Origin of the sequence: Sphingobium sp. LMC3-1-1.1 (assembly GCF_040676285.1) — a bacterium.
Taxonomy (GTDB): Bacteria; Pseudomonadota; Alphaproteobacteria; order Sphingomonadales; family Sphingomonadaceae; genus Sphingobium.
In genome coordinates this window covers 666,494-678,928 of the sequence record NZ_JBEGHQ010000001.1, presented here as the reverse complement: position 1 = coordinate 678,928, position 12,435 = coordinate 666,494, and the positions used below count along the sequence as shown (strand labels likewise).

Genomic DNA, 12,435 nt, shown 5'->3' with positions numbered 1-12,435 from the left:
GGGCAGTCCAGAGGAGGAGATCGCCAGGCGCATCACCCCTCATCCTCATCTTCGCGGCCGACCAGCGCGAGGGCGCGGGCGCGCATCTGGTGGGTCATGCACCAATGGAGCAGGGCTTCCTCCCGGCCATGGGTGATCCAGGTTTCTGCGGGGGCGACTTCGCGGATGGTGTCGGTCAGCTCGTCCCAGTCGGCATGGTCGGAAATCACCAGCGGCAATTCCACATTGCGTTGCCGGGCGCGCTGGCGGACGCGCATCCAGCCTGACGCCATGGCGGTGATGGGGTCGGGCAGGCGGCGGCTCCAGCGGTCATTGAGGGCGGAGGGTGGTGACAGGATGATGCGGCCGCGCATTTCTCCGGCGGGGAGGCCGGTTGCCGGGCGGAGATCGCCCAGGGGGACGCCGAACTGTTCGTAAAGGGCGCACATCCGCTCCAGTGCGCCATGGATGTGGATCGGGTCGTGATGCCCCCTGGCGCGCAGTTCGCAGATCAGGCGCTGCGCCTTGCCAAGGGCATATGCGCCGACCAGGATGCAGCGTTCCGGATTGGCGTGCAGGGCCGCAAGCAGCCGGTCGACCTCGCTGCCCGTATCGGGATGGCGGAAGACGGGAAGGCCGAATGTCGCTTCGGTGACGAAGATGTCGCACGGCACGGGTTCGAACGCCTTGCAGGTGGGATCGGGGCGGCGCTTGTAATCGCCGGTGACGACGATGCGTTCGCCTGCATGGGACAACAGGATCTGCGCCGAACCCAGCACATGGCCGGCGGGCACATAGCTGATCGTGACCCCGTTCATGCGGATCTCTTCGCCATAGGAGACCGCCGTGCCCGATGCGGTGCCGTAGCGCAGGGCCATGATCGCCAGGGTTTCCCGCGTCGCCCAGACATGGCCGTGCCCGCCGCGCGCATGATCGGCATGGCCATGGGTGACGAGTGCGCGTTCCTGCGGGACGGAAGGATCGATCCAGGCATCCGCGGGGCGGACATAGATGCCGGTGGGGTGTGGTTCGATCCAGTGAGGCATTGCTGAGGAAGAAGGTGGAACGCGCCGCTTGGTTCCGCAAGGGCTTCATATTGTCGTAACCGGATCGTCACGGGGACGACATGCCATTGCCCTAAGCGCGCCGGGACGACCGATGGCGAGGAGGCGCGGCACATGGCATCTACGGCTCACCAGAATGTAATCCGCGCGGTGCACCGGCATCGGCATCTGTCAAGGCAGGGGTTGTTGGAGCGGGCCTTCACCTTCGCCTTCCGGGGCCTTGTCTACGCGCAGATCTGGGAAGATCCGCAGGTCGACATGGAAGCGCTGGCGATCGGGCCGGACAGCCATGTCGTCACCATCGCTTCGGGCGGGTGCAATGTCCTGAGCTATCTGACGGCCAATCCCGCGAGGATCACCGCGGTCGACCTTAACACCGCGCATATCGCGCTCAACCGGTTGAAGCTGGCGGCGGCGCAGGCGCTGCCCGACCATGAGGCGTTCCATCGCTTCTTCGCCAGGGCGGACAGCAAGGAGAATGTGGCGGCTTATCGCGCCTTCGTCGCGCCTGTGCTGGACGATGCGACGCGGCGCTACTGGGAAGGGCGGGATTTCATCGGGCGGCGGCGGATCGGCGGCTTTGCGCGGGGGATCTACCGGCATGGGCTGCTCGGGCGCTTCATCGGTGCGGCACATCTGCTGGCGCGGCTGCATGGCGTCGATCCGCGCCGGATGCTGGACGCGAAGTCGCGCGAGGAGCAGCGGGCGATCTTCGAAACCGAACTGGCGCCGGTGTTCGACAGCGCGTTCATGCGGTGGCTGACGAGCCAGCCTGCTTCGCTCTTCGGCCTTGGCATTCCGCCCGCGCAATATGAGGCGCTGGCCGGGGACGAGCGGATGGACAGCGTGCTGAAGGCGCGGCTGGAGAAGCTGGCCTGCGGTTTCGACCTCAAGGACAATTACTTTGCGGTGCAGGCCTTTGGACGCGGTTATGCCGGCGGGACTGGCCCCTTGCCGCCCTATTTGCAGGCGGCGAACCATGCAGCCGTGGTGGAACGGGCCGGGCGGGTGGACGTCCGGCATGGGAATTTCACCGACTTCCTGGCGTCGCAGCAGGCAGGGTCGGCGGATCGCTACATCCTGCTCGACGCGCAGGACTGGATGGATGATGCGCAGTTGAATGCGCTCTGGGCGCAGATCACGCGGACGGCCAGGCCCGGTGCGCGGGTGCTGTTCCGGACGGCGGGCGAGCCGAGCATCCTGCCGGGCCGGGTCGATGAGGCGTTGCTGGCGCGCTGGGTCTATCGGGCCGGGGAATCACGCGACTATACGGCGCGGGATCGTTCGGCCATCTATGGCGGCGTCCACCTTTATGTGCTGGGCGACGCGTGATGACGGGCGGGCATGGGGGGCTGATGGACAGCGTCTATCGGCGCCAGCGGCATATTTATGACCTTTCCCGCAAATTCTACCTGCTGGGGCGTGATGCTCTGATTGCCGATCTGACCCCGCCGGCCGGTGGGGCGGTGCTGGAGATTGGTTGCGGCACCGGGCGCAACCTGATCGCCGTGGGCAAGGCCTGGCCGGAAGCGCGGCTTTACGGGGTCGACATATCCGAAGCGATGCTGAAGACGGCGCGGAAGGCCGTGATGAAGGCGGGGCTGGCGGATCGCGTCGTGCTGGCGCAGGGCGATGCCTGCGCTTTCGATGCAGGGGCGCTGTTCGGGCGGGAGCGGTTCGAGCGGGTGTTCATCAGCTATGCGCTGTCGATGATACCGGATTGGGAAAGCGCTTTGCGGCAGGCCGCAGGGTGCGTGGCGCCGGGCGGCAAGCTGGAGTTTGTCGATTTCGGGCAACAGGATGGTCTGCCGGGCTTCTGGAGGCGGGCCCTGTTCGGATGGCTCGCCCGATTCCATGTGTCGCCGCGGGCGGGACTGGGGCAGGCGATCGGAAGAGTGGCGGCGGACCTGGGCGGCTTTCCGCATAGCCGGAGCCTGTATCGGGGCTATGCGGTCAGGGGCGGGTTGATCCGGCTGTGAATCTTGGAAGGCGACCGTTCAGGCCGCCTTCCTGAATTCCAGTTCCAGACGATCCCAGATTTCCACCAGGGCATCGACCAGTTCGCGCATCATCGCTTCGCTGTGCGCCGGTCCCGGCGTGAAGCGCAGGCGTTCCGTGCCGCGCGGCACGGTGGGGTAATTGATCGGCTGCACATAGGCGCCATATTCCGCGAGCAAAATGTCGCTGATCCGCTTCGCCTTGACCGGATCGCCCACCATCAGCGGGACGATGTGCGTCACCGATGGCATGACCGGCAGGCCGGCTTCGGCCATCAGGCGCTTCAGGGTCGCGGCGGACGCCTGCTGGCCTTCGCGTTCCTCGCTCGACTGCTTGAGGTGGCGCACGCTGGCCAGCACGCCGGCCACGAGTACCGGGGAGAGGGAGGTGGTGAAGATGAAGCCCGGCGCATAGCTGCGGATCACGTCCACGATCATCTGGTCGGCGGCGATATAGCCGCCCATGACGCCGAACGCCTTGCCCAGCGTGCCTTCGATGATGGTCAGACGATGTGCGACATCATCGCGTTCCGAAATGCCGCCGCCGCGCGGGCCGTACATGCCGACTGCATGAACCTCGTCCAGATAGGTGAGCGCGTTGAATTCGTCCGCCAGGTCGCAGATCGCCGCTATCGGGGCGACGTCGCCGTCCATCGAATAGACGCTTTCAAAGGCAATCAGCTTGGGCACGTCGGGATCTTCGGCGGCGAGAAGTTCGCGCAGATGGTCGACGTCATTGTGGCGGAAGACGCGCTTTTCGCAGCCCGAATTGCGGATGCCCGCGATCATCGAGGCGTGGTTCAGTTCGTCGGAGAAGATGATGCAGCCGGGCAGGATCCGGGCGAGGGTAGAGAGCGTCGCTTCATTCGAGACATAGCCCGAAGTGAACAGCAGCGCGCCTTCCTTGCCGTGCAGGTCGGCGAGTTCCGCCTCCAGATCCACATGATAATGGGTGTTGCCGCCGATATTGCGGGTGCCGCCGGAGCCTGCGCCGACATCGTGCAGCGCCTCTTCCATCGCGGCGACGACCTTGGGATGCTGGCCCATGGCGAGATAGTCGTTGGAGCACCAGACGGTGATGGGCTTTGGCCCATTATGGCCGTGGAAGCAGCGGGCGTTGGGGAAGGCGCCCTTGTTGCGCAGGATGTCGATGAAAACGCGATAACGGCCTTCGCTATGCAGCCGGTCGATCGCCTGCGTGAAGATGTGCTTGTAGTTCACCTGAAAGCCCAGTCCCTATTCCCGCTTCCCCTCTTTCGAGGGGCATTTACCTGCTGTGTCCGCCCATTACCAGTGATAAACGTTCGCAGCCTTAGGGAGAATTACCTATCACACTGATAGAAAGGCTTGCGATTGGACCAAAGGTCCACCCGTTTCAAAGGCCCTCCATCCGCTGCAGCCCATAGCCGGCAAGCGCGGCGCGCAGAGGTTCGACGCCCTGGTCCAGCCGCGTGAACAGCGCTGTTCCGGGGGACGGGACGGACGGCCATTCCTGCCCCACTGTCAGGTAGGCGATGCGGCGCGCAATGCCCTCTCCCCCATGCACGAAGCGGAGCGGGCGCGGCGATGCGGCGGCCAGTTCGGCCTCTACCAGCGGAAAATGCGTGCAGGCGAGGACCACTATGTCCATCCTGTCGCCGCCGGGCTGATCGAGCAGGCCGGCCAGCGCGTCGCGCGCTATGGCGGGATCGAGCGGTTCGCCGCGCAATTTCGCCTCGGCAAGCTGGACCAGCGCGGCCGACCCATGGCGCAGGACCGTGCAATCGGCGCCATGTTCGGCCGCGAGCCGGTCGACATAGGGCTGGCGCACCGTGGCGTCCGTGCCAAGCACGCCAAAGACGCGGCTTTGGGACAGCAGGGCGGCGGGCTTGATCGCCGGCACCGTGCCGACGACGGGAATGTCGAGCGCCGCGCGCACCGCCGGCAGCGCGATGGTGGAGGCGGTGTTGCAGGCGATGACGGCCAGTCGTGGGCGGTATCGTTCCACCAGCCGGCCCAGCAGGGCGGGAACGCGGGCGGCGATTTCCGCCTCGCTCTTGGTTCCATAGGGGAAGCCTGCACTGTCGGCCGCATAGACGACCGGCGCGTTGGGCAGTGCGGCGCGTGCCGGGCCAAGGATGGAAAGCCCGCCGACGCCGGAATCGAAGAACAGCAGGGGTGCATGGGGTGCGACGGTCATTATGCCCGATATGTCGCGACGTCCGGCATTCCTGTCAACGGGCGGCCTGTCAGCGGCTGGGCTGTCAACGGGCGGCCTTTCATCGGGCGGCTGCCCAGGCCGGGTTCCGGTGTGTGCAAGGCGCCCCTCCAAGGGTTGCCCGGCGCGCCGGGAACGCTATGGTCGCGCCGCAACCATAATGGCGAGATCATGACTCCTCCCTGGCTACTTCCCGCATTCGTCCTGCTGATCGGTTATCTGCTGGGTTCCATTCCCTTCGGCCTGCTGCTGACGCGCGTCACCGGCGCGGGCGACCTGCGCAAGATCGGGTCGGGGAATATCGGCGCGACCAATGTGCTGCGGACGGGGCGCAAGGGGCTGGCGGCGGCGACGCTGCTGCTCGACCTGCTGAAGGGCGCGGCGGCGGTGCTGATCGGTTCGGCGCTGATCGAGGGCGGTGGGCCGATGGCGGGCGCCATGGCCTTTATCGGCCATTGCTATCCGGTCTGGCTCCGTTTTGCCGGTGGCAAGGGCGTGGCGACGATGATGGGCGTGGTGACGGCGCTGTACTGGCCGGCGGGAATCGTCTTCGCGGTCGTGTGGCTGGGGGCGCTGTTCGGGACGAAATGGTCCTCCGTCGGCGGCATGTCGGCGGCGGTGAGCGCGCCTGTCGCCATGTGGTGTTTTGGCCGGATCGACCTGGTTCCCGTCGCGCTGGCGCTCGCGCTGATCGTGCTGTGGCGGCATCGGGCGAATATCGCGCGGCTTGCCAGGGGGACGGAGCCGAAGGTCGGTGCTTCGAAAAAGGCTGCGGGCGGGGAATGAGCGAGCAGGAGCGGTTCAACCGCCTGCGCCTGATCCGTTCGCCGCGCATCGGCCCCGTGACATTCCGCCAGTTGATGGCGCGCTTCGGCACGGCGGGCGAGGCCTTGCGCGCCGTGCCGGACATGGCGGCGCGGGGCGGGGGCAAGGCGAGCATCATCGACGCGCAGATCGTCGAACAGGAAATTGCGCGCAGCCGGGCGGCTGGCGCCCGCTACCTCATCATCGGCGATGCCGATTATCCCTTCCTGCTGGACCAGATGGAAGGCGCGCCGCCGGCGCTGATCGTGCGCGGGCATGTGTCGCTGGCGGGGCGCGAATGCGTGGCGATGGTGGGCGCGCGCAATGCCTCCGCCGCGGCATGCCGTTTCGCCCGAACGCTGGCGCAGGAACTGGGGCAGCGAGGCGCCGTGGTGGTTTCGGGGCTGGCGCGGGGAATTGACACCGCCGCGCATCAGGGCGCGCTGGAAAGCGGCACCATCGCCGTCATCGCCTGCGGCATCGACATCGCCTTTCCGCCTGAAAATGCCGAGTTGCAGGAGCGGTTGGCGGAGGAAGGATTGCTGGTCACCGAGCATCCGCCGGGCACGCAGCCCCTGGCGCGGCAGTTTCCGGCGCGCAACAGGATCATCGCCGGGCTGGCGAGGGGCACCGTTGTCGTCGAGGCGGCGCCCAGGTCCGGCTCGCTGATCACGGCGCGGCTGGCGGGCGAGGCGGGGCGGGAGGTCATGGCCGTGCCCGGTTCCCCGATCGATCCCCGCGCCCAGGGGTGCAACCAGCTGATTCGGGAGGGCGCGGTGCTGATCCAGAGCGCCGCCGACGTGATCGAGGCGATCGGCGCCATCGATCCGCGCATGGTTCGCCAGCCGGGAAGCGATTTTTCGGGCGAGCCGCCGTCGGGCGACGTGGCCGATCGGGAGCGGGCGTCGATCGTCGCGCTGCTGGGTCCGGCGCCCGTGCCGGTGGACGAACTGATCCGCTTGTCCGGCCTTGGCCCCGCGGTCGTGCAGACGGTGCTGCTGGAACTGGAGCTTGCAGCGCGGCTGGAGCGGCATGCGGGGGGAAAGGTCAGCCTGTCCTGAGCGCGAGCGTTATGCCGCATGTTCGGATGCCCGCTGCATCGCGGCGGGTTGACGGGGGGCCAAAACAGCTTTCAGACTCGCGCGTGTACGTGAGAGACAATTTGAACCGGGGCATGAATGCAACTTGTCATCGTTGAATCGCCGGCCAAGGCGAAGACCATCGAAAAATATCTGGGCGGCGATTTCCACGTGCTGGCCAGCTATGGGCATATTCGCGACCTGCCGCCGAAGGACGGGTCGGTGGACCCCGACAACGGCTTTGCCATGAGTTGGGAAAATTATGGCGACAAGGGCAAGCAGCTGAAAGCCATAACCGATGAAGCCAGGAAGGCGACGCGCCTGATCCTGGCGACTGACCCTGATCGCGAAGGGGAGGCCATCAGCTGGCATGTGCAGGAGGTGCTGCGCGCCAAGAAGGCGCTGCCGCAGAAGGTCGACCGCGTCACCTTCAACGCGATCACCAAGCAGGCGGTGACGGACGCGATGGCGCAGCCGCGCGCGTTGGACGAGGATCTGATCGACGCCTATCGGGCGCGGCGGGCGCTGGATTATCTGGTGGGCTTTACCCTGTCGCCGGTGCTGTGGCGCAAGTTGCCGGGCGCCAAGTCGGCGGGGCGCGTGCAGTCGGTGGCGTTGCGGCTGGTGGTCGAGCGCGAGCGCGAGATCGAGAGTTTCGTGCCGCAGGAATATTGGTCCGTCGCGGCCGAGATGGAGCAGGGCGGACAGGGCTTCACCGCCCGGCTCGTCAGGTGGCGCGGGGAGAAGATCGACCGGCTGACCATCGGCAGGGAAGGCGACGCCATGGCCGCGAAGGCGGATGTGGAGGCGGGGCGCTTCACCGTCGAGAAGGTCGAGACCAGGCCGGTTTCGCGCAACCCTCCGCCGCCGTTCACGACCTCGACGCTCCAGCAGGAGGCGGCGCGCAAGCTCGGCTTCTCGGCCAGCCATACGATGCGGGTCGCGCAGCAGCTCTATGAGGACGGCGCGATCACCTATATGCGTACCGACGGCGTGCAGATGGACGGCAGCGCCATTTCCGCCGCGCGCAAGGCGATCGCGGAGCGCTATGACGGCGGCTATCTGCCCGAAAAGCCGCGCCAATATCAGACCAAGGCCAAGAATGCCCAGGAAGCGCACGAAGCCATCCGTCCGACCGAATTTGGTCGTGAAAAGGTCGGTTCGGGCGATCATGCGCGGCTTTACGACCTGATCTTCAAGCGGGCGCTGGCAAGCCAGATGGCTTCGGCGCGCATGGAGCGGACCACCGTCGATCTGGTGGATGCGACCGGGCAACATGGGCTGCGCGCCACGGGTCAGGTGGTGATCTTCCCGGGATTCCTGGCGCTCTATGAAGAGGGCCGTGACGATCCTGAGCGCGGCTCCGGCAAACAGGCCTCCGCCGATGCCGAGGAGGATGACAGCAAGCTGCTGCCGCGCATGGTCGCGGGCGACGCGCCGGCGAAGAAGAAAGTGACGGCGGAGCAGCATTTCACCCAGCCGCCGCCGCGTTATTCGGAAGCGTCGCTGGTCAAGAAGCTGGAGGAACTGGGGATCGGGCGTCCGTCCACCTATGCCTCCACGCTTCAGGTGCTCAAGGACCGCGACTATGTGCGGGTGGAGAAGAACCGCTTCTTCGCCGAGGAGAGCGGGCGGCTGGTGACGGCCTTCCTCGAGCGTTTCTTCGAACGCTATGTCTCCTATGACTTCACCGCGGGGCTGGAAGAAGAACTGGACGATATTTCCGGCGGCCGCGCCCAGTGGCAGGCGGTGCTGGAAGCCTTTTGGCGCGACTTCAAGCCGAAGACCGCCGAGGTGATGGAGCAGAAACCGTCCGACATCACGGCGGAGCTGGACAAGTTCCTGGAGCCGATGCTGTTTCCGCCCAGGGCCGACGGCAGCAATCCGCGCGCCTGCCCCATGTGCGGCGACGGGCAGTTGGCGCTGCGTGGCGGACGCTTTGGGGCGTTCATTGCCTGCTCCAACTATCCCGAGTGCAAATATACGCGGAAGTTCGGTCAGCCGGGCGGCAAGGAAGGCGACGAGGATACGGGTCCGGAGGTGCTGGGCAAGCATCCGGAAACCGGGCAGGACATCGTCCGGAAATCCGGTCGTTTCGGCCCCTATATCGAGATGGGCGAGGGGAAGGAGGCCAAGCGCGGTTCCATTCCCAAGGACCTGCCCGATGGCGAGATGACGCTGGATTGGGCCGTGAAGCTGTTAAGCCTGCCCCGCGAGGTCGGGCTGCATCCGGAGACGGGCAAGCCGATCGTGGCCAATATCGGGCGTTTCGGGCCCTATTTGCTGCATGACGGCAAATATGGCCGCCTGTCATCGACCGCCGAGATTTTCGAGGTGGGGATGAACAGCGCCGTCGCCAAGCTGGCCGACGCGGCGAACAAGGGCGGGCGGGGGGCTTCCTCGCGGGAGCCGTTGAAGGTGCTTGGCAAGCATCCGCGCACGGAGGCCGAGATCAAGCTGATGGCGGGGCGCTATGGCCCTTATGTGACCGATGGCACGACCAATGCGACCTTGCCCAAGACGATCGAGCAGGATGCCTTGACGCTGGAGGAGGCGGCGCAGCTGATCGACGCGCGGGCTGCGGCGGCGCCGGCGAAGAAGGGGAAGAAGGCTCCGGCGAAAAAGGGTGCGGCCAAGAAGCCTGCTGCGAAAAAGGCGCCTGCGAAGAAGAAGGTGGCGGCGGAATAGCCACCCTTCAAGCGAGGCGCGACGTACTCCTGCCTGCGCAGGAGCACGTCGCATTATTGGATGGATTCACTCCACCCAATCCAGACCGATGTCGCGGTAGATGAAGCGGTCATCCTCCCAATCCTCCTTCACCTTGACGTGGAGGTAGAGATGGACCTTGACGCCCAGCAGGCTGGCCAGTTCGGCGCGCGCCTTTGATCCGATTTCCTTGAGGCGCTGACCGCCCTTGCCCAGCACGATGGCGCGCTGGCTGGGGCGGCCGACCAGTATCTGCTGGTGGATTTCGACGGAACCGTCCTCGCGCTCGCTATATTTTTCGGTGTCCACTGCGGCGGCATAGGGCAGTTCGGCATGGAGTTGGTGATAGAGCTGCTCGCGGGTGATCTCGGCGGCCAGCATGCGATCGGTGGCGTCGGAAACCTGATCCTCCGGGAAATGCCAGGGGCCTTCCGGCATGGCCCTGGCAAAGGCGGCCTTGAGTTCGGGAAGGCCATCGCCGGTGGCGGCGCTGACGAAAAATGTCTCGGCGATATCGAGCTGCTCGTAGAGCTTCTGGGTGTGGACCAGCAGCTTTTCCTTGATGGCGATATCGACCTTGTTGAGGATCAGCCATTTCTTTTCCGGGCGGGCGGCGAGGGCGGAAATGATCGGTTCCATCTTGGCGCCCAGCCCGGCCTTGCCGTCGACGACCAGCGCGATCAGGTCAGCGCCCTGCGCGCCGCCCCAGGCGGCCTGCACCATGGCGCGGTCCAGCCGGCGTCGGGGCGCGAAGATGCCGGGCGTGTCGACCAGCACCATCTGTGCCGCTCCCTCGATCGCGACGCCCATGACGCGGGTCCGGGTGGTCTGCGCCTTGGGGCTGGTAATCGCCACCTTCTGGCCGACAAGGGCATTTACCAGCGTCGATTTGCCCGCATTGGGGGCGCCGACGATGGCGATTACGCCGCAACGTTGATTGTCGAGATCGATCGTCAAACAAGAACTCCGTTCACCCGGCGCCTTTCGCCGGGCTTCTTTCCTACCGTAAAATCAGGCTTTGGGACAGGATCAGCCGCCCAGCTTTTCCAACAGGGCCCTTGCCGCCGCCGTTTCCGCTTCCTGCTTGGAACCGCCCGATGCGCTTGCCTCGCCCGCGCCCCTGATGCTGACGGTGACCGTGAATTTCAGGGCGTGGTGCGGGCCGGAGCGGTCGGTCATCGCATATTCCGGCGGCTTGCGCTTGTTGGCGGCCGCCCATTCCTGAAGAGCGGATTTGGGGTGTTTGGGCGCGCTCGCCTGGGTATCGACGCGGTCGGCCCAGAGGCGGCGAACCAAGGCGCGGACTTCCTCCAGCCCGCCTTCCAGATAGAGCGCGCCGATCAGCGCCTCCATGACGTCGCCCAGGACATTGTCGCTGTCCGCCGCGCCATCGTCGCGGGCCTGCTTTCCCAGCACCAGATGAGCGGGAACCCCGGCGCTGCGGGCGACGTCGGCACAGGTCTCGCCCGATACCAGGGCGTTGAAGCGGCGGGAGAGCTTGCCTTCCGGTTCGCCGGAAAAGCGGTCATAGAGCCATTCCGCGACCAGCAGGCCGAGTATGCGGTCGCCAAGAAATTCCAGCCGTTCGTAATTCACCGCACTGGCGCTGCCATGGGTCAGCGCCTGATCGAAGGCGGCCGGATCCCGCGGCGTGCGGCCGATCAGGGTCTTGAGCCAGCCTTCGGTGTCCGGTTTCGTCAAAAGCCTTCCCCGATCCGGCTCCAGCGCGCGGCGGTGAACCATGTCCAGGGCAGCAGCCAGTTCGCGCTGCCGTCGGTCGAGAAGACGGAGACCATCGCCTTCCCCACCAGATTTTCCTCCGGCACCAGGCCGATGCCGCCACCTTCGACCGCCGGGAAGCGGCTGTCCGCGCTGCGATCCCGATTGTCGCCCATCATGAAGAGATGGCCTTCCGGCACGACCACCGTGTCGCGGTCGTCGGCCGCGCCGTCCGGCACCAGGTCAAGCACATTGTAGCTTTTGCCGCCCGGCAGCGTCTCCCGATATTGGGGATAGCGGCACTGGCGCCCGCCATCGGGTGCGGCTTCCTCGAACTTCGGGCGGTAGCAGGGGGAGGGACTGCCTTCCTTTTCCGCCGCGTCGACCATATTGGGGGTGACGGGTATGACGAGGTCGGCCACCTTCTGCTTGGGAATCGCCTGGCCGTTCAGATAGACGGTGCCGCCGCGTACCGAGATCATGTCGCCGGGCAGGCCGATGACGCGCTTGATATAGTCGTTCTTCTGGTTTGGCGGCGCCTTGAACACCACCACGTCGCCGCGATGGGGCGTGGATGCGAAGATGCGGCCGGGGATCAGCGGGATGCCGAAGGGCAGGGAATAGCGCGAATAGCCATAGGGCCATTTCGCCACCAGCAGATAATCCCCGATCAGCAGGCGCGGCTGCATCGATTCCGACGGGATGTTGAAGGGCGATACGATGAAGCTGCGAAGGACGAAGACGAACACCGCCAGCTTTGCGAGAAACCAGAGGAAATCCCGCGTTTCGGATTTTGCGCTCATGCTTTGGTCGTCTTTTCCTTCATTTCGCCCTGAAAACAGGCCGTCGCGGCTTTTGCGGGTTAGTAAAGCCGCCGTCAAGCGCGCTAG

Annotated in this window: 11 protein-coding genes; 5 read left to right on the top strand and 6 right to left on the bottom strand. The window is 65.9% G+C overall.

Annotated features, from left to right (window positions below; genetic code table 11):
* Positions 1-32 precede the first annotated feature (32 nt).
* Positions 33-1,025: a ligase-associated DNA damage response exonuclease gene (locus MRBLMC3_RS03295; protein ID WP_363825771.1), complete on the bottom strand. Its 993-nt coding sequence runs from the start codon at positions 1,023-1,025 to the stop codon at positions 33-35.
* 132 nt (positions 1,026-1,157) lie between these two features.
* Between MRBLMC3_RS03295 and MRBLMC3_RS03290 the strand changes: the two genes are divergently transcribed.
* Positions 1,158-2,375 carry a DUF3419 family protein gene (locus MRBLMC3_RS03290; RefSeq protein ID WP_363825769.1) on the top strand — a complete coding sequence of 406 codons (1,218 nt, stop codon included), beginning with the start codon at positions 1,158-1,160 and terminating at the stop codon, positions 2,373-2,375.
* On the top strand, positions 2,375-3,022 hold the full coding sequence (locus tag MRBLMC3_RS03285) for a class I SAM-dependent methyltransferase (RefSeq protein ID WP_363825766.1): 648 nt from the start codon (positions 2,375-2,377) through the stop codon (positions 3,020-3,022). The genes MRBLMC3_RS03290 and MRBLMC3_RS03285 overlap by 1 nt, the downstream gene beginning before the upstream one ends.
* Before the next feature lie 18 nt (positions 3,023-3,040).
* Here MRBLMC3_RS03285 and hemA read toward each other — a convergent pair whose 3' ends face one another.
* Entirely contained in the window at positions 3,041-4,261 is a 1,221-nt protein-coding gene (gene hemA, locus MRBLMC3_RS03280) for a 5-aminolevulinate synthase (RefSeq protein ID WP_363734783.1), read from the bottom strand.
* Between the two features lie 154 nt (positions 4,262-4,415).
* Entirely contained in the window at positions 4,416-5,219 is an 804-nt protein-coding gene (murI, locus tag MRBLMC3_RS03275; protein WP_363825765.1) for a glutamate racemase, read from the bottom strand.
* Between the two features lie 189 nt (positions 5,220-5,408).
* Here murI and plsY point away from each other — a divergent pair, with 189 nt between their 5' ends.
* The 3 genes from plsY (at position 5,409) to topA (ending at position 9,808) form a co-directional block, all read left to right on the top strand.
* On the top strand, positions 5,409-6,023 hold the full coding sequence (plsY, locus tag MRBLMC3_RS03270) for a glycerol-3-phosphate 1-O-acyltransferase PlsY (RefSeq protein WP_363826627.1): 615 nt from the start codon (positions 5,409-5,411) through the stop codon (positions 6,021-6,023).
* A complete protein-coding gene (gene dprA, locus MRBLMC3_RS03265) occupies positions 6,020-7,102 on the top strand; it encodes a DNA-processing protein DprA (RefSeq protein WP_363754291.1) in 1,083 nt (360 codons plus the stop codon). Before plsY ends, dprA begins: the two co-directional genes overlap by 4 nt.
* Before the next feature lie 117 nt (positions 7,103-7,219).
* Complete coding sequence (gene topA, locus MRBLMC3_RS03260; RefSeq protein WP_363754288.1) at positions 7,220-9,808, top strand: type I DNA topoisomerase; 2,589 nt, start codon at positions 7,220-7,222, stop codon at positions 9,806-9,808.
* A gap of 66 nt (positions 9,809-9,874) precedes the next feature.
* Here the strand turns inward: topA and era are convergent, their stop codons facing one another.
* The 3 genes from era to lepB form a co-directional block, all read right to left on the bottom strand.
* Positions 9,875-10,783, bottom strand: coding sequence for a GTPase Era (era, locus tag MRBLMC3_RS03255; RefSeq protein ID WP_363734787.1), 909 nt, complete (start codon positions 10,781-10,783; stop codon positions 9,875-9,877).
* Positions 10,784-10,855: 72 nt separating this feature from the next.
* Complete coding sequence (gene rnc, locus MRBLMC3_RS03250) at positions 10,856-11,569, bottom strand: ribonuclease III (protein WP_363825762.1); 714 nt, start codon at positions 11,567-11,569, stop codon at positions 10,856-10,858.
* Positions 11,524-12,348, bottom strand: a complete 825-nt coding sequence (gene lepB, locus MRBLMC3_RS03245) for a signal peptidase I (RefSeq protein ID WP_133652043.1) — start codon at positions 12,346-12,348, stop codon at positions 11,524-11,526. The genes rnc and lepB overlap by 46 nt, the downstream gene beginning before the upstream one ends.
* Between the last annotated feature and the right edge of the window lie 87 nt (positions 12,349-12,435).

Bases quoted from the DNA above. Each gene is read 5' to 3' on its own strand.
- MRBLMC3_RS03295 (WP_363825771.1), bottom strand. From the start codon at position 1,025: ATGCCTCACTGGATCGAACCACACCCCACCGGCATCTATGTCCGCCCC.
- MRBLMC3_RS03290 (WP_363825769.1), top strand. From the start codon at position 1,158: ATGGCATCTACGGCTCACCAGAATGTAATCCGCGCGGTGCACCGGCAT.
- dprA (WP_363754291.1), top strand. From the start codon at position 6,020: ATGAGCGAGCAGGAGCGGTTCAACCGCCTGCGCCTGATCCGTTCGCCG.
- MRBLMC3_RS03285 (WP_363825766.1), top strand. From the start codon at position 2,375: ATGACGGGCGGGCATGGGGGGCTGATGGACAGCGTCTATCGGCGCCAG.
- murI (WP_363825765.1), bottom strand. From the start codon at position 5,219: ATGACCGTCGCACCCCATGCACCCCTGCTGTTCTTCGATTCCGGCGTC.
- rnc (WP_363825762.1), bottom strand. From the start codon at position 11,569: ATGGTTCACCGCCGCGCGCTGGAGCCGGATCGGGGAAGGCTTTTGACG.
- plsY (WP_363826627.1), top strand. From the start codon at position 5,409: ATGACTCCTCCCTGGCTACTTCCCGCATTCGTCCTGCTGATCGGTTAT.
- topA (WP_363754288.1), top strand. From the start codon at position 7,220: ATGCAACTTGTCATCGTTGAATCGCCGGCCAAGGCGAAGACCATCGAA.
- lepB (WP_133652043.1), bottom strand. From the start codon at position 12,348: ATGAGCGCAAAATCCGAAACGCGGGATTTCCTCTGGTTTCTCGCAAAG.